This window comes from Enterobacter sp. RHBSTW-01064, assembly GCF_014103035.1.
GTDB lineage: Bacteria > Pseudomonadota > Gammaproteobacteria > Enterobacterales > Enterobacteriaceae > Enterobacter > Enterobacter mori.
In genome coordinates this window covers 46,055-61,933 of the sequence record NZ_JABXOU010000009.1, presented here as the reverse complement: position 1 = coordinate 61,933, position 15,879 = coordinate 46,055, and the positions used below count along the sequence as shown (strand labels likewise).

The 15,879-nt window shown below is 49.3% G+C and carries 16 protein-coding genes; 6 read left to right on the top strand and 10 right to left on the bottom strand.

What is annotated here, in order from left to right; translation table 11 throughout:
• The first annotated feature begins 117 nt into the window (after positions 1 to 117).
• Together pepT and HV355_RS21605 are read left to right on the top strand one after the other, a co-directional pair.
• Positions 118 to 1,341 (top strand): peptidase T, encoded by a 1,224-nt coding sequence (gene pepT / locus HV355_RS21610; protein ID WP_010429790.1) that lies wholly within the window; start codon positions 118 to 120, stop codon positions 1,339 to 1,341.
• Between the two features lie 96 nt (positions 1,342 to 1,437).
• A complete protein-coding gene (locus tag HV355_RS21605; RefSeq protein ID WP_126815340.1) occupies positions 1,438 to 1,929 on the top strand; it encodes a transposase in 492 nt (163 codons plus the stop codon).
• 85 nt (positions 1,930 to 2,014) lie between these two features.
• On the opposite strand, the gene HV355_RS21600 is transcribed toward HV355_RS21605, so the two are convergent.
• The 8 genes from HV355_RS21600 to rluE all read right to left on the bottom strand — a co-directional run bounded on the left by HV355_RS21600 (position 2,015) and on the right by rluE (position 9,821).
• Entirely contained in the window at positions 2,015 to 3,136 is a 1,122-nt protein-coding gene (locus HV355_RS21600; RefSeq protein WP_182403406.1) for a cupin domain-containing protein, read from the bottom strand.
• 91 nt (positions 3,137 to 3,227) lie between these two features.
• Positions 3,228 to 4,691 (bottom strand): two-component system sensor histidine kinase PhoQ, encoded by a 1,464-nt coding sequence (phoQ, locus tag HV355_RS21595; RefSeq protein ID WP_182403404.1) that lies wholly within the window; start codon positions 4,689 to 4,691, stop codon positions 3,228 to 3,230.
• Positions 4,691 to 5,362, bottom strand: coding sequence for a two-component system response regulator PhoP (gene phoP / locus HV355_RS21590; RefSeq protein ID WP_010429800.1), 672 nt, complete (start codon positions 5,360 to 5,362; stop codon positions 4,691 to 4,693). Before phoP ends, phoQ begins: the two co-directional genes overlap by 1 nt.
• Positions 5,363 to 5,484: 122 nt before the next feature.
• A complete protein-coding gene (gene purB, locus HV355_RS21585; protein ID WP_182403402.1) occupies positions 5,485 to 6,855 on the bottom strand; it encodes an adenylosuccinate lyase in 1,371 nt (456 codons plus the stop codon).
• A 19-nt stretch (positions 6,856 to 6,874) separates the two neighbouring features.
• On the bottom strand, positions 6,875 to 7,504 hold the full coding sequence (hflD, locus tag HV355_RS21580; protein ID WP_126815342.1) for a high frequency lysogenization protein HflD: 630 nt from the start codon (positions 7,502 to 7,504) through the stop codon (positions 6,875 to 6,877).
• 27 nt (positions 7,505 to 7,531) lie between these two features.
• A complete protein-coding gene (gene mnmA / locus HV355_RS21575) occupies positions 7,532 to 8,644 on the bottom strand; it encodes a tRNA 2-thiouridine(34) synthase MnmA (protein ID WP_182403400.1) in 1,113 nt (370 codons plus the stop codon).
• Positions 8,645 to 8,684: 40 nt separating this feature from the next.
• The gene (locus HV355_RS21570) at positions 8,685 to 9,158 is read right to left on the bottom strand and encodes an NUDIX hydrolase (RefSeq protein ID WP_089599908.1); all 474 of its coding nucleotides are present in this window, start codon (positions 9,156 to 9,158) and stop codon (positions 8,685 to 8,687) included.
• 9 nt (positions 9,159 to 9,167) lie between these two features.
• On the bottom strand, positions 9,168 to 9,821 hold the full coding sequence (rluE, locus tag HV355_RS21565; RefSeq protein ID WP_010430011.1) for a 23S rRNA pseudouridine(2457) synthase RluE: 654 nt from the start codon (positions 9,819 to 9,821) through the stop codon (positions 9,168 to 9,170).
• A 117-nt stretch (positions 9,822 to 9,938) separates the two neighbouring features.
• On the opposite strand from rluE, the gene icd reads away from it, so the two are divergent.
• The 4 genes from icd (at position 9,939) to HV355_RS21545 (ending at position 14,384) form a co-directional block, all read left to right on the top strand.
• On the top strand, positions 9,939 to 11,189 hold the full coding sequence (icd, locus tag HV355_RS21560) for an NADP-dependent isocitrate dehydrogenase (protein ID WP_063142859.1): 1,251 nt from the start codon (positions 9,939 to 9,941) through the stop codon (positions 11,187 to 11,189).
• A 234-nt stretch (positions 11,190 to 11,423) separates the two neighbouring features.
• Complete coding sequence (locus HV355_RS21555) at positions 11,424 to 12,371, top strand: ABC-three component system protein (protein ID WP_182403398.1); 948 nt, start codon at positions 11,424 to 11,426, stop codon at positions 12,369 to 12,371.
• Positions 12,361 to 12,600 carry an ABC-three component system middle component 8 gene (locus tag HV355_RS21550; protein WP_182403396.1) on the top strand — a complete coding sequence of 80 codons (240 nt, stop codon included), beginning with the start codon at positions 12,361 to 12,363 and terminating at the stop codon, positions 12,598 to 12,600. Before HV355_RS21555 ends, HV355_RS21550 begins: the two co-directional genes overlap by 11 nt.
• Positions 12,597 to 14,384, top strand: a complete 1,788-nt coding sequence (locus HV355_RS21545) for a DUF2326 domain-containing protein (RefSeq protein ID WP_182403394.1) — start codon at positions 12,597 to 12,599, stop codon at positions 14,382 to 14,384. The genes HV355_RS21550 and HV355_RS21545 overlap by 4 nt, the downstream gene beginning before the upstream one ends.
• 87 nt (positions 14,385 to 14,471) lie before the next feature.
• Here HV355_RS21545 and HV355_RS21540 read toward each other — a convergent pair whose 3' ends face one another.
• Entirely contained in the window at positions 14,472 to 15,605 is a 1,134-nt protein-coding gene (locus HV355_RS21540; RefSeq protein ID WP_182403392.1) for a site-specific integrase, read from the bottom strand.
• Positions 15,586 to 15,831: an excisionase gene (locus HV355_RS21535; RefSeq protein ID WP_071785721.1), complete on the bottom strand. Its 246-nt coding sequence runs from the start codon at positions 15,829 to 15,831 to the stop codon at positions 15,586 to 15,588. Before HV355_RS21535 ends, HV355_RS21540 begins: the two co-directional genes overlap by 20 nt.
• Positions 15,832 to 15,879 lie beyond the last annotated feature (48 nt).

Genomic DNA, 15,879 nt, shown 5'->3' with positions numbered 1-15,879 from the left:
AAACGCTGCATGACATAAACGAAAAAAGTTCTCGTTTGCGGGATAAAAGTGACCTGACGCAATATTTGCGTTTTGATGCTTATTGATAATGTTGTCACAAAAAGTGAGGGTGACTGCATGGATAAATTACTTGAGCGTTTTTTACAGTACGTTTCGCTGGATACCCAATCTAAACCGGGTGTTCGCCAGGTGCCGAGCACCGAAGGCCAGTGGAAGTTATTAAACCTGCTTAAAGAGCAGCTTGACGCCATGGGGCTGGTCAACGTCACGTTAAGCGAGAAAGGCACTGTGATGGGAACGCTGCCTGCCAATGTCGACGGGGATATCCCGGCGATTGGCTTTATCTCGCATGTCGACACCTCTCCGGATTTTAGCGGTAAACATGTGAACCCGCAGATTGTTGAAAACTACCGCGGCGGCGATATCGCGCTGGGTATTGGCGATGAAGTGCTCTCGCCGGTGATGTTCCCGGTTTTGCATCAGCTGCTGGGCCAGACGCTGATCACCACTGACGGCAAAACGCTGCTAGGGGCGGATGACAAGGCGGGCATTGCGGAGATCATGACGGCGCTGGCGGTGCTGAAAGGCAAAAATATCCCGCACGGTGATATCCGCGTGGCCTTTACGCCGGATGAAGAGGTGGGCAAGGGCGCAAAACATTTCGACGTCGAGGCCTTCAATGCGAAGTGGGCCTATACCGTTGACGGCGGCGGCGTCGGTGAACTCGAGTATGAGAACTTCAACGCCGCGTCGGTGACGATCAAGATTGTGGGGAACAACGTTCACCCAGGCTCCGCGAAAGGTGTGATGGTGAATGCGCTGTCGCTGGCGTCGCGTATTCATGCTGAGGTTCCGGCGGAAGAGAGCCCTGAAATGACGGAAGGGTATGAAGGTTTCTATCACCTGACCAGCATCAAAGGCACCGTGGACAGCGCGCAGATGCACTACATCGTACGCGATTTCGACCGCAAGGCCTTTGAGGCGCGCAAGCGTAAGATGATGGAGATCGCCAAGAAGGTGGGGAAAGGGTTACACCCTGATTGCTATATTGAGCTGATCATAGAAGACAGCTATTACAATATGCGTGAGAAGGTGATGGAGCATCCTCATATCCTCGACATCGCTCAGCAGGCCATGCGCGACTGTGACATTGAACCGCAGCTGAAGCCGATTCGCGGTGGTACTGATGGCTCGCAATTGTCGTTTATGGGATTACCTTGCCCGAACCTGTTTACCGGCGGGTATAACTACCACGGCAAGCATGAGTTTGTGACGCTGGAAGGGATGGAAAAAGCGGTGAAGGTGATTGTGCGGATAGCTGAGTTAACCGCGAAGCGGTGAAAAATCGCCCGGTGGCGGCTGCGCCTTACCGGGCCTACGTTCGGATTGTAGGCCCGGTAAGCGAAGCGCCACCGGGCAGAAAGGCAAGGAACGCCAATGTCAAACTACCGTCGTCATTACGTCCCTGGCGGTACCTGGTTCTTCACCGTTAACCTTCAAAACCGCCAAAGCGATTTGCTTACCCGTCACATTGATAGCCTGCGTGCTGCCACCTCTATGGTTAAACGCGCGAAGCCCTTTACCATAAACGCCTGGGTTATCCTTCCCGAACATATGCACTGTATTTGGACTTTACCGGAAGGCGACAGCGACTTTTCGGCCCGCTGGCGGGATATTAAAAAAACGTTTAGCCGCAACATCGACATGCGCCACATATGGCAGCCGCGTTTCTGGGAGCACACCATTCGCAATGAACAGGATTACCGGCGGCATGTGGATTACGTCTATATCAATCCGCTGAAGCATGGCTACGTCAGTAAGGTTCGCGACTGGCCGTATTCAACGTTTCATCGGGACGTACGGGAAGGGTTATATCCAGAGGATTGGGCCGGAGAGATCGAGGATTTTGCGGCAGGTGAGCGGAAGTAAAAAGCCGGGTGGCGGCTACGCCTTACCCGGCCTACATTCGGATCGTAGGCCCGGTAAGCGAAGCGCCACCGGGCATTACAGCGACTTAGTCCTCAAAGAACCAATACCCGCTGTTCACCAGCGCGGCCAGCATCGCAAGGAATGACGGGTCTTCCAGCGCGTCGCCAAACGTTTCGGCGTGCAACACCTGATGGCTGGCGATGGCGTCCAGCGCCGGACGGTGCGGAGAGTCCAGCTTTTCGCCGTTCACGAAGACATCTTCACCAATGCGCAGCACGCGTAATCCACCGAGGCGAACCAGCTTGTCACCCTGTTGCAGGGCATCATAAATCTCATCGGCCTGATACGGTGGCTCCGGCGGCGCAACGTCCAGCTCGTGGCGTGACTGGCTGACAAACTCACCAAACCACTGTTTGAAATGTTCCGGCTCGTTGATCAAATCCAGCATCATGCCGCGCAGCTTATCAAGCTCTTCCGGCAGGATGTCAGCAGGGTGTTCACGCGATGGCACGTCCGGGTCGCTGTAGCGATAGCTGCCCAGCTCGCGCTGCAGAACATAGTCAGCGAAGCCGCTGATCATTTCGCGACCGCTTGGCGCGCGGAACCCCACGGAGTAGTTGAGCGAGTTTTCCAGGGAGTAACCTTCGTGCGGGAATCCCGGCGGAATGTAGAGAATATCACCCGGCTCCAGCTCTTCGTCGATGATCCCTTCAAACGGGTCAACCTGAAGCAGGTCCGGATGCGGGCAGTGCTGTTTCATCGGCACTTTGTCACCCACGCGCCAGCGACGGCGGCCGGTACCCTGAATGATAAACACGTCGTACTGATCCAGATGCGGGCCAACGCCGCCACCGGGAACGGAGAAGGAGATCATCAGATCGTCCATTCGCCAGTCGGGCAGGGCGCGGAACGGGCGCATTAAGGCGGCGGTAGGCTCATGCCAGTTGTTGACCGCCTGCACCAGTAAAGACCAGTTATTTTCGCCCAGGTGATCGTAGCTTTCGAAAGGACCGTGGCTGACCTGCCATTTTCCGTCCTGGTGGCTCACCAGGCGGCTGTCGACTTCATTTTCCATGGCCAGGCCGGCCAGCTCGTCAGGGGAGATAGGGTCGACAAAATTGCTGAACCCGCGTTTGAGAACCACCGGGCGTTTTTGCCAGTAGCGCTCGATAAACTCGGGCCAGTTAAGTGCTAAGTGATATTCCATATTTTTTTATTCCGCAGGCTCTTATTGAGTCGGATTATAACGGAAGCTCAGGAGCCTGAGTGCGAGATCCGCGCATTTTTCACATAACGGGTCAAGTATCGTTCGATGTGGGATGCTGGCGGCCAAAAATAGCCTCCATTCGCGCACCGCCCAGCAGGCTTTCACCCGTTTCAATTTTGCCATCGTACTGATCGACAATCTCCCGGGCGACGGCTAACCCCACTCCCTGACCCGGACGCAGCGTATCGGCGCGTTGACCACGATCAAACACCACTTCACGTTTATTGCGGGGAATGCCGGGCCCGTCGTCTTCAACGATGATGTGCAGCTCGTTATCCGTCTGGCGCGCGGACACTTCCACAAACTCCAGGCAGTATTTACAGGCGTTATCGAGCAGGTTACCCATCACTTCCATGAAATCATTTTTCTCGCCCACGAAGCTGATTTCCGGCGAGATATCGAGGCTGATGTTCACCCCTTTACGCTGATACACCTTGTTCAGCGCGGAAGTGAGGTTGTCCAGTAAAGGCGCCACCGGATGCAGCTCGCGGCTCAATAACGCACTTCCTGAACGCATGCTGGCGCGATGGAGATAATAGCCAATTTGCTGCGAGATGCGACTGATCTGCTCAAGCATCACAGGCTCTGCATCATCAACGCTGAGCGTTGAGCTACGCATGGAACGCAGCGTGCTCTGCATGACCGCCAGCGGCGTCTTAAGGCTGTGCGTCAGGTCGGTGAGCGTGGTGCGGTATTTATCATAGCGTTCGCGCTCGCTTTTCAGCAGGCGGTTAAGATTACGCACCAGGCTGGTGAGTTCGCGCGTGGTGTCCGGGTTGAGCTTTTCACGATGATGTTCTTCCAGCTCGCGAACCTCTTTGGCCAGTGATTCTATCGGACGCAAACTCCACCATGCTGCGACCCACAGCAGAGGGATAACCAGCAGAAGATTGGCGGCCAGAACATACACGAACCAGCTCCAGACCATGTAAGAACGTTTAAGCTCAACCGGAATGGTGTCGATCACCACGATGGTCAGTTGCGGCATGTTCATGGTAGCGGGATAGAGATTAATGGCGACGGAGTGGGTCATCTCCGTGTCGTCGTCATCCTCGCGTATCTCATTCAGCTTTAGCTGAAGGGCGCGATCGTCATGCAGCAATGCGCTGGTTGAATTGAGATCGGCCTCAATCTCATGAAAACCATTCGTCCTGAGCCATTCCGGGCGAATGCGTTTTTTCAACCAGGGGACGTCGCGCTGAGCCCACAGCAGTTTGCCTTTTTCATCATAAATTAACGCCAGCGTTGGGCTTTGCTGATTGAGGTGCTCAGGCATATCCACGGTAATGTGGTTATCTTCCCACTTCGCCAGTGTATAAAACAGGTTACTTTCGCCGCGTAACAGACGGAAGGTTGTTTTATCGAAGCTCACGCTATACCCGACCAGCGCCACTAATCCATAGGAAAGAGAAAGCACAAGCACCACGGCAGCGGTTGCCAGCAGAAAGCGAACCCGCAGCGAAAGGGGCAGAAAGTGACGTGAAATCCCTTTCATTAGCGTAATTCGAACAGGTAACCCTGACCACGAACCGTGGTGATCACGTCCTGCGGGTATTGCGCCTGAATTTTTTTGCGCAAACGTCCCATCAGCACGTCAATGGTGTGGCTCTCCCGTAGCTCGGCATCCGGGTAAAGCTGGAGCATTAAGGAATCCTTGCTCACCACTTTGCCATTATTGCGGATAAGCGTCTCCATGATGGTGTACTCGAACGCCGTCAGCTTGACCACTTCATTATTAATAGAAAATTCGCGGCGGGAAAGATCAACCTGGAATGGCGGAAGGGAGATAACCTGTGAGGCATGACCGCTGTTGCGACGTAACAGCGCCTGCATGCGCGCAGCGACTTCTTCGATATGAAACGGCTTCGTCACGTAGTCGTCCGCACCCGCGCTGAGCACTTCCACTTTATCCTGCCAGCCTTCACGGGCGGTCAGGACCAGCACCGGCAGAGAGACGTCATGGCTGCGCCAGCGACGGATCAGCGAGAGACCGTCTTCATCCGGCAAGCCTAAATCGACAATGGCGATATCCGGCAGGTGTTCATTGAGATAATAATCGGCTTCTTTTGCATCTTCAGCATCGTCCACCTGATGTCCCATCTCCTGAAGCTGAACTTTCAGGTGATGACGTAGCAATGCGTTATCCTCAACAACCAGTACGCGCATCATCTCTTCTCCCTAAATAATTGGTATGAATAGTTTAACGCTGATTATGTTGTTGTGGTGATAAACATTGACTAAACCGGGGAAAAGCATCCCCCTTTTCGGGCGAAAAGGGGGAGAAGGGGTTACTTCAGCTCGTCAACCATCGTGACGGCGCGACCAATATAGTTCGCCGGGGTCATCGCCTTGAGACGCGTTTTCTCGTCCTCCGGCAGTTCCAGACCGTCGATAAACTGCTTCATGCCTTCAGCGTCCACGCGTTTGCCACGGGTCAGCTCTTTCAACTTCTCATACGGTTTTTCAATGCCGTAACGGCGCATCACGGTCTGGATTGGCTCCGCCAGCACTTCCCAGTTGTGATCCAGTTCGTCCAGCAGACGATCGCGGTTCACTTCCAGTTTGCTCACGCCTTTCAGGGTGGACTGATAGGCGATCAGCGCGTAGCCAATGCCTACGCCGAGGTTACGCAGTACGGTGGAGTCAGTCAGGTCACGCTGCCAGCGGGAAACCGGCAGTTTGCTCGCCATATGCTGCAGCATGGCGTTCGCCAGGCCCAGGTTGCCTTCGGAGTTTTCGAAGTCAATCGGGTTCACTTTGTGCGGCATGGTGGACGAACCGATTTCACCGGCGATGGTTTTCTGTTTGAAGTGGTTCAGCGCGATATAGCCCCACACGTCACGATCGAAGTCGATCAGGATGGTGTTGAAGCGGGCGATGCAGTCAAACAGTTCCGCGATGTAGTCATGCGGCTCAATCTGGGTGGTGTATGGGTTCCACTGGATGCCCAGAGAGGTCACGAACTCTCCGCTGAACTGGTGCCAGTCCACTTCCGGATAGGCGGCGATGTGGGCGTTATAGTTACCAACGGCACCGTTGATTTTGCCGAGGATCTCAACCTGCTCCAGCTGACGATACTGACGCTCCATACGGTATGCCACGTTCGCCATCTCTTTACCCATGGTAGATGGGGTAGCTGGCTGGCCGTGGGTACGGGAAAGCAGCGGAATGTCGCGATATTCCACAGACAGCGCTTTCACCGCGTCGATGATTTTACGCCAGTATGGCAGCACGACTTCTTTGCGCGCGGTGGAGAGCATCAGCGCGTGAGACAAGTTATTGATGTCTTCAGAGGTACAGGCAAAGTGAATGAATTCAGACACGGCGTGCAGGGCAGGAACGCTTTCCACTTTCTCTTTCAGGAAATACTCAACCGCCTTCACATCGTGGTTGGTGGTGCGTTCAATGGTCTTAATGCGCGCAGCATCTTCTTCATTGAAGTCAGCAACGATTTTATCAAGGTAATCGTTTGCCTTTTCGTCAAAAGCAGGAACTTCCTTGATTGCTGCCTGGGCGGCCAGCTTCTGCAGCCAGCGTACTTCAACCTGAACACGGAACTTCAGCAAACCATATTCGCTGAAGATCCCGCGCAGCGCGCTGACTTTATCGCCGTAGCGTCCATCGACAGGGGATACGGCGGTCAGTGAGGATAATTCCATAATTCGCAACTCCGGAAGGTTAACAATGAGCAAGAATTTGTTTTGCCTGAGTGGTCAGGCGATTACGAGAAAACATTAACTGCAGGCGGCCGCCGCCGACCTGGTGCCACAGCACGGCGGCGCGGATGCCCGCCAGCAGCGAGGCGCGAACCTTCGCCTGAACCTGTGGACTTTGCAGTACCGCAGGAGAACCGGTGACCTGAATGCGAGGGCCTAGCGGGCTGATGACGTCGACATAAATCCCCGCCATCGCGCTCAACAGCGTTTCCGACTGCAGGTCAAAATGTTCGAGCTGACGCTGCAGCCCGGCAATGCGATCGCCCAGCGTATTCATTGCGCCTTTTGCGGCGTTCAGCTTACGTTCCAGTACCATCAGGCTTAACGTGTAGCGGGTTAATTCCGCGTTTAACCCCTGACGGTTGCTGGCATTGAGCACGCCGAGCAGGGTTTCAAGACCGAGACGAAGATTGGCTTCACTGCCGCCGAAAACACCCAGCGTAGAGCCCGGGTTGAGATCGATAACGCTGTTAAGTGAAACGTGCAGGGCATCGGCGTCGCAGTGACCCTGATGCGCCAGCTGTTGCACCAGACGGGCTGACTGGCAAATTCCCGCCAGCGCCAGGGTGATGTCATAGTAGTTCTTCGCCACACGGTCTCCTTTATGTGTGCAATCGTATTAAACAGCAGGCAGCGGCAGGCGCTGTTCAATGATCCCGCCGCCCAGGCAGATCTCACCGCTGTAGAAGACAGCGGACTGACCCGGGGTGACGGCTGCGACCGGCTCGTCGAAACGCACGTCAATGCGATCGTCATCAAGCGCGGTAATGGTGCAGGGAATGTCGGTCTGACGGTAGCGTGTTTTCACCGTGCAGCGGAGCGTGCCTTTCAGCGGCTCGCGATCGACCCAGTGCAGCTGCTGCGCGATAAGCCCAACGGACATAAGACGCGGATGATCGTGGCCCTGGGCGACAACCAGAATGTTGTTTTCAACATCTTTGTCGACGACGTACCACGGATCTTCACTACCTTCTTTGGTCCCGCCAATCCCCAGACCTTTACGCTGGCCGAGCGTGTGGTACATCAGACCCTGATGCTGGCCAATCTCTTCACCGTCGACGGTGACAATTTTACCCGGCTGTGCAGGCAGGTAACGTCCCAGGAAATCGCGGAATTTGCGCTCGCCGATGAAGCAGATGCCGGTGGAGTCTTTTTTCTTGGCGGTGATCAGGTCCAGCTCTTCGGCGATTTTACGCACTTCCGGCTTTTCCAGCTCGCCGACCGGGAACAGGCTTTGGGCAATCTGTTCGTGGCTCAGCGTGTAAAGGAAGTAGCTCTGATCTTTATTGCCGTCCAGACCGCGCAGGAGCTGGCTTTTGCCATTCACACCTGCGCGACGCACGTAGTGACCGGTCGCAATGTAGTCTGCGCCCAAATCTTCTGCGGCGAATTCCAGGAAGGCTTTGAATTTGATCTCTTTGTTGCAGAGAATATCGGGGTTCGGCGTGCGGCCCGCTTTGTACTCTTCCAAGAACAGTTCAAAGACGTTGTCCCAGTATTCCGCCGCAAAGTTTACGGTGTGCAGTTCAATGCCAAGCTTGTCGCACACGGCCTGCGCATCGGCGAGATCCGCCGCGGCAGTGCAATATTCCTCACCATCATCTTCCTCCCAGTTCTTCATGAACAGGCCCTCCACCTTATAGCCCTGTTGCTGTAACAGGTAGGCGGAAACGGAGGAATCGACACCGCCGGACATGCCGACGATCACTTTTTTCTGGCTATTATCTGACATGGAATACTCACGACATTGAACTTCAAGGCGGCGTATTCTATCACGCCCCCCCACCGTTGACACCCTCTGTAAACGGCCAGTTAAATTCTCCGATGACATCCAGCGGCAGGCGAACCGCAGACTGCCAGCAGCGGATGCTTTCCGCAACCAGCGGCGAGCGCAGGTTTGGCGCGTTCAGGATCTCGTCGGCGGTCACCCACAGGCAGCGATCGATATCGTCATCGTGCGGTTCAGTGGCGCACGTTTCGCTAAGCTCAACGGTGAATAAAAAACGCAGGAAGGGGGTGCTATCGGGCGCGATCCACTGGTGCATACGGATGAAATGCTGGGGCTCAGCGTGAATGCCGGTCTCTTCCCACAGCTCGCGCTTCGCTGCCTGGAGTAGGGTTTCATTGGCTTCAAGATGCCCGGCAGGCTGGTTCCACAGCGCTTTGCCGTTGATGCTCTCTTCAACAACAAGGAATTTGCCCTGGGCGTGAACCACACAGGCGACCGTAACATGAGGTTTGAACATCGTTTCTCCTTAAGGGACAGCGTCCCGCCATTCGCCGTTCGCCAGTGAATCCAGCGTGTAGCTGCCCATGGCGTAGCGAATCAGACGCAGGGTAGGGAAGCCAACGTGTGCCGTCATCCGACGAACCTGACGGTTGCGGCCTTCGTAAAGGGTAATTTTAAGCCAGCTTGTCGGAATGGATTTACGTTCACGAATCGGCGGGTTGCGCGGCCATAACCATTCCGGCTCATTCACGCGCTCAATACCCGCGGGCAGGGTGGGACCGTCATTTAACGTCACGCCGCTGCGCAACGTCGCCAGCGTCGCGTCATCCGGTTCACCTTCAACCTGCACAAAGTAAATTTTGCCGGTACGTTTGCCCGGTTGCGTGAGCTTTGCCTGCAAGGCGCCGTCGTTGGTTAAGACCAGTAGCCCTTCGCTGTCGCGGTCCAGTCGCCCGGCGGCGTAAACGCCCTGCACGGGGATGTAGTCCTTCAGCGTGCTGCGCCCGGCCTCGTCGGTGAACTGCGGCAAAACATCGTAGGGTTTATTGAACAGAATCACCCGCGTCGGCTGGGTTTCTTGCGGTCTTCTGGTGGCTTGTCGCGAGCTGAATCGCTCAACCCGGTGTTTTGTAAAAGAAGTTTTCTTCATGGTATTTTCAGGCGTTATCAATTGCCGCATTATAGCCTAATAACGAAGACCTTTCATGGCGTCGGACATTCAGGTACTATCGAAGGGCTCATTACAATTTATTAACATAAGATCAGTAACAACCAGAAGCGCTCGAAGGAGAGGTTAATGGAAAGCAAAGTAGTTGTTCCGGCGGAAGGTAAAAAGATCACCCTGCAAAACGGCAAGATTAACGTTCCTCACAATCCGATTATCCCGTTCATTGAAGGCGACGGTATCGGTGTAGACGTTACCCCGGCAATGCTGAAAGTGGTTGATGCCGCTGTTGAGAAAGCCTACAAAGGCGAGCGTAAAATTTCCTGGATGGAAATTTACACCGGTGAGAAATCGACTCAAGTTTATGGCCAGGACGTCTGGCTGCCAGCAGAAACGCTGGACCTGATCCGCGACTACCGCGTTGCTATTAAAGGCCCACTGACGACGCCAGTTGGCGGCGGTATCCGTTCCCTGAACGTGGCGCTGCGTCAGGAGCTGGACCTGTACGTGTGTCTGCGTCCGGTTCGTTACTATCAGGGCACCCCAAGCCCGGTTAAGCACCCTGAACTGACCGATATGGTTATCTTCCGCGAAAACTCAGAAGACATCTACGCGGGTATCGAATGGAAAGCTGACTCTGCTGACGCAGAAAAAGTGATTAAATTCCTGCGCGAAGAGATGGGCGTGAAGAAAATTCGTTTCCCTGAGCATTGCGGTATTGGCATCAAGCCATGCTCTGAAGACGGTACCAAGCGTCTGGTGCGTGCGGCCATCGAATATGCGATCACCAACGACCGTGACTCTGTGACCCTGGTTCACAAAGGCAACATCATGAAGTTCACCGAAGGCGCGTTCAAAGACTGGGGCTACCAGTTGGCGACCGAAGAGTTCGGCGGTGAGCTGATCGACGGCGGCCCGTGGCAGAAGATCAAGAACCCGAACACCGGCAAAGAGATCATCATTAAAGATGTGATCGCCGATGCGTTCCTCCAGCAGATCCTGCTGCGTCCTGCTGAATACGACGTGATCGCCTGTATGAACCTGAACGGTGACTACATCTCTGACGCCCTGGCAGCGCAGGTTGGCGGTATCGGTATCGCCCCTGGTGCGAACATCGGTGACGAGTGCGCTCTGTTCGAAGCGACCCACGGTACTGCGCCTAAATACGCAGGCCAGGACAAAGTGAACCCAGGCTCAATTATTCTGTCCGCAGAGATGATGCTGCGTCATATGGAATGGTTCGAAGCCGCAGACCTGATCGTTAAAGGTATGGAAGGCGCGATTAACGCGAAAACCGTAACCTATGACTTTGAACGTCTGATGGAAGGCGCTAAACTGCTGAAATGCTCAGAGTTTGGCGACGCGATCATCGCGAACATGTAATCCTGATGCTGGGTTAAATAAGAACGGGAGCCATTTGGTTCCCGTTTTTATTATTAGTTTTCGAATGGTTATCAAAAGTTTATCAAAAAGATTTATCAAAAAGTATCCTGTTGTTGAGTGTTCAAAGAGAAGAAACTTCTCTAGTGACCTTATAAAATTACTGGTTAAACGGGCACATTGTTGGTATAAATTAAGTATCATTAAAAATTAATTATAATAAGTGGATGTTCTCAAATGAATTATAATTATTCCGATCTTTCTCCTACTCAATTTGAACACCTCGTAATTCATCTATGTTACGAGTTGTTCGGTATGGGGGCTGAAACATTTTCCGATGGTCCCGATGGCGGTCGAGACTCCAGATTCCAAGGATTGGCGCAGATTTATCCTTCAGCAACCCGTCCGTGGGACGGTCTAACTATTATACAGGCTAAGCACACTACGAGTTATAATTGTAAGTTTAATGATCCGGATTTCTTCAACCCTTCGTCAGAAAATGCAACTATTACATTAGAAGCACAAAAAATTAAGAAACTCATTCGTGATGATGGTTTAGATAACTATGTAATATTCTCGAATAGGAAGTTACCAGCTAACGCTAATGAGAAAATCAAAGCATACATTTCTGAACAGTCTGGGTTAGGAATGGAGAATATAGGTTTAATGGGCGTTGAAACAATGGGTAATTATTTTAAACGTTTCCCTCATATTTCTAAAAATATTGATTTAAATCCATATGATCTCCCTCTTAATATACAGCCTGATGATTTGGCAGATATTATCGTTTCTATCAAAGATGCTCTTCCTGATTTAAAGAAGAAAAATTTAGAACCTAACCTTGAAAGGACTGACTTCGTATCTAAAAATAGGATTAATAATCTTAGTAATAGCTACGCATCTACCATTTTGAAGAAACTTGGAGATTTCTATGAGATAGAAGATTTTCTTTCAATGCCTGAAAATGAAGAATACCAACAAAAATATATCGAAACTGCAGAAGAATTACATGCGAAAATATGTGTATACAAAAACAACGAGCATGTATTTGATCAGGTTATTGAGAATACTATTGAGCTTATATTAAGTAGAGATAATGACTGTAAAAGAAATAAAGCATTAACTCGAACAATGATTTATTACATGTATTATAAGTGCGATATTGGTGAGAATAATGTTACTTAAGCCGAATAAAAATGCTGATCCAGATCTCACAATCATGGCAGCATCTGCATTTTTAATTAACTTGCTAAAGAAAAACCAATTCCAGACATTTACTGAGCTAAGACTGGCTTTGTTTGATTACAATAAAAATTCTGTTGCATTACTTGAGCTTTCTCTCGAGTTTCTATTTCTTCTAGATTTAATCCAATATCATCCTAAAAATGATTTAATTGAGTATACAGGATTATGAAATTATCAAGAATTTATTCTAATAAACCTGGTGTATTTGAGCCTATCATTTTTAATGATGGGTTTAACGTTATTATTGGTAAAATTAAGCTTACTGAGGAAACAACTAAGGATTCCCATAATCTAGGGAAAAGTAAACTCGCCGAATTAATTGATTTTGGATTCTTAAAAAAAAGAAGTAGCTCTACTTTTTTGTTTAAGCATTACGATAGATTCTGTGATTTTGTATTCTATTTCGAAATAAAGTTAAATAATGGTAAGTTTTTAACGATCAGAAGATCTGTTATTAATAATACAAAAATATCACTTAAAAAGCATGAGAGTAAAAACCAAGACTATACTAATTTAATTGATGAACAATGGGATTACGCCAATTTGGCGCTAGGGAATGCAAAATTAATATTGGACAGCATTCTCAATCTCACTAGTATTTCTCCGTGGGATTATCGCATGGCAATAAGCTATGCGCTCAGACGTCAGGATGATTTTAATGATATATTTCAATTGCAAAAATTCGGTCCTAAACATATTAGTTGGAAACCATACATTGGTCATCTATTGGGATTTGATTCAGATAATTTAAAGAAAAACTATGAGCTCAAAAACAATATAGACAAAGCATATGTAGTGCTGAATGAGTTACAAAAAGAGTTAGGGCTATTTAAAGGTAATGAGGAGGAAATGCTTAAAGATGCATTAAACCTCAAAATTAAAAATGCAGAAGCCCTAGAAAATCAGCTCAATGAGTTCAACTTTAATGACTCAGATGCGCATGCTATCGAAAGTTTATCTGACAATATTGATGTCGAGATCGAGGAGTTAAACCGCATTAGATATTATGTCAGTAGTAATTTAAAAAAATTAAAAAAAGCGGAATCAAAAAAACCGGCCTCTTTCAGTTTAATTAAAACGGAAAAGCTCTTTGAAGAAGCTGGTATATTATTTGGTGACCAAATAAAAAAATCTTACGAGCAACTATTAGAGTTTAACCGTTCGATTACTACGGAGAGAGTTTCGTTTATACAAAAACAAATTGTTGAGTTAGAACATCAATTAATTGATGTGTCTATTCGATTAAAAGAACTCAATGACGAAAAGGCATTACGCATTTCATTTTTTTCAAATACTTATATTTTTGATAAATATAAAGAAGTATCAAAGCACTTAGTTATAATAAACACTGAAATAAACGCCATAAAAAACAAATTGGACATAAGTGAACAGATTAAATTAAAGAAGCAAGATGTAAGAGAGCTAACGTTAGAAAAAAATGAAGTTATCGAGAAAATTAGAGTTGACAGAGATATAGTAACTCGCTCAGATACTTCAGTGTATAAAACTATAAAAACTAACTTTACGGATTTTGTAAGATTAGTTTTAGATAAGGATGGCCTTATTTCTACTGAGCAAAATGGAGAGGGAAACTTAATATTCCATGCGGGATTTGTTGACGAAAAATTCAACTTTACAAGTGAATCAGATGGTTGCAGCTATAAGAAAATTCTTTGTATGGGGTTCGACTTATCTATAAATATCGCTTATTCAACAGAAAACTTTATTCGCTTTATTTATCATGATGGTGGGTTGGAAACCCTCGATAGCCGCAAGAAAAAAGAATTTTTAAAATATGTCCGTTTAATTCCAGCAATCTACGGCGTCCAATATATACTTACTGTGATTGATTCTGATATACCTAGCGATGTGATTTTTCGCGAGGATGAAATTGTCTTAACTCTCCATGATGATGGTGATGAGGGGCTACTATTTAAAATGCCATCATGGTAATTATTTAAGAAACTGCTAATTATCTTTTCATTGGCAGTTTCAACTCTTTATACTGATATTAAATCTTGATGACAACGGTGGTAGGGGCTAATTATTAATTAATATTTTCGACCAGTCTTTACCTCGGTCATCATGATAACGTGCTGTCTGATTGGGAGTTTTATGTCCTAATAGCTTTTGTGTATCTATTCCTTGTGTTTTGTAAAGACGCTCAGCTAAAGATCGTTGTTCATGGAAGGTTGCAGGCGTGCCGTCCCCCCAGTTTATTTTTGCTTTATCACGGGCCTTACTAAAATTCATTGTTATTGTGTTCGACTTAACCTGTGCACCTCGTTCTGCCATTGAGGTTGCCCGGAAGAAATGGATAAGGTATGGACTCACTGCATAGTCGCGGCAACGCGCAACTACATCTCTCAAACTCCAGTCAATCGCGTTAAGTCTAAGTGATAGTGGGATCGCAAGCTTGCTCCCCGTCTTCTCCTGTACGACATGCAGATGGTCATCCCAAATATCGCTAAACTTCATGTTGGAAATATCCCCGAGGCGCTGGCCAGTAACGAGGGCTAAAAGCATCGCGTTCCCCATGTACTGGTGATTAGCGTTTGCAATCTCGAAAATCTTTTGCCATTCGTCAAGGTTAAGACGTTGTCGGGTAATCCGTCGGCGTGGTTGTTTTGTAGCAAGAGCCGGGTTATAACCCGGCGGTACCTCGCCATAATGCTGTGCTTCTTTGAACACATCTATTAACACTGAGCGTATGACCTGAGCCATTCGCGGCTGGCCCTCTGCAACATAGGACTCCAGTAACTGGGCAACATCCCGAACATCGACGGCTGATATCAATTTCATTCCTACGCTCTCGCGAAGTAGGGCGACGGGTTTAGCCTTTTGCTTATAAGTGTTCGGCTTGATATCACCATTCTCCAGTCTTTCATCCTGAATTTTCCAATAACGATCTAACCACGTATTTGTTGTTATCGCCTTTCCTTTGCTGGTGGCGATCTTGTCACTGATAGCCAAAACCTGCCTGGTGCGCTGTTCAGCTAGTCGCTCATTAGCTTCGATTGCTATTGCTGTTGCTTCAGCCTCGTTAGTTCCCAGGCTGTGAAATTTACCAGTAACAGGATGCTTATAGCGCCAGTAGATTTTATTTACCTTACGACTATAGAGCGGATAAAGATTAGGTATCTTAACGTTGTTTTTACGTGGTCGGGCAGCCATCAGACAGTATCCTTTGAAGCATAGGAGAATCAGATTTTTTAATAACGGGCTGGGTTAAATTACCTGTAATCTCGGCATCTTCTCTTACCCGCCAGTATCTTCCTTCTTTGGTGGCTGGGGGAGTGAACATGCTCTCTTTAGCGTATCGGCGTAAAGTATTCAGGCTTGGAGGGTTACTCCGGTATTTTTCCGCAGCCCATTCTTCTAAAGTCAGCATTTGAAGCATGTGATTTACCTCATAATGGCCCTTATTCGGGCCATATTCTGAAATTAA

Bases quoted from the DNA above. Each gene is read 5' to 3' on its own strand.
- pepT (WP_010429790.1), top strand. From the start codon at position 118: ATGGATAAATTACTTGAGCGTTTTTTACAGTACGTTTCGCTGGATACC.
- HV355_RS21605 (WP_126815340.1), top strand. From the start codon at position 1,438: ATGTCAAACTACCGTCGTCATTACGTCCCTGGCGGTACCTGGTTCTTC.
- HV355_RS21600 (WP_182403406.1), bottom strand. From the start codon at position 3,136: ATGGAATATCACTTAGCACTTAACTGGCCCGAGTTTATCGAGCGCTAC.
- phoQ (WP_182403404.1), bottom strand. From the start codon at position 4,691: ATGAAAGGGATTTCACGTCACTTTCTGCCCCTTTCGCTGCGGGTTCGC.
- phoP (WP_010429800.1), bottom strand. From the start codon at position 5,362: ATGCGCGTACTGGTTGTTGAGGATAACGCATTGCTACGTCATCACCTG.
- purB (WP_182403402.1), bottom strand. From the start codon at position 6,855: ATGGAATTATCCTCACTGACCGCCGTATCCCCTGTCGATGGACGCTAC.
- mnmA (WP_182403400.1), bottom strand. From the start codon at position 8,644: ATGTCAGATAATAGCCAGAAAAAAGTGATCGTCGGCATGTCCGGCGGT.
- HV355_RS21570 (WP_089599908.1), bottom strand. From the start codon at position 9,158: ATGTTCAAACCTCATGTTACGGTCGCCTGTGTGGTTCACGCCCAGGGC.
- rluE (WP_010430011.1), bottom strand. From the start codon at position 9,821: ATGCGGCAATTGATAACGCCTGAAAATACCATGAAGAAAACTTCTTTT.
- icd (WP_063142859.1), top strand. From the start codon at position 9,939: ATGGAAAGCAAAGTAGTTGTTCCGGCGGAAGGTAAAAAGATCACCCTG.
- HV355_RS21555 (WP_182403398.1), top strand. From the start codon at position 11,424: ATGAATTATAATTATTCCGATCTTTCTCCTACTCAATTTGAACACCTC.
- HV355_RS21550 (WP_182403396.1), top strand. From the start codon at position 12,361: ATGTTACTTAAGCCGAATAAAAATGCTGATCCAGATCTCACAATCATG.
- HV355_RS21545 (WP_182403394.1), top strand. From the start codon at position 12,597: ATGAAATTATCAAGAATTTATTCTAATAAACCTGGTGTATTTGAGCCT.
- HV355_RS21540 (WP_182403392.1), bottom strand. From the start codon at position 15,605: ATGGCTGCCCGACCACGTAAAAACAACGTTAAGATACCTAATCTTTAT.
- HV355_RS21535 (WP_071785721.1), bottom strand. From the start codon at position 15,831: ATGCTTCAAATGCTGACTTTAGAAGAATGGGCTGCGGAAAAATACCGG.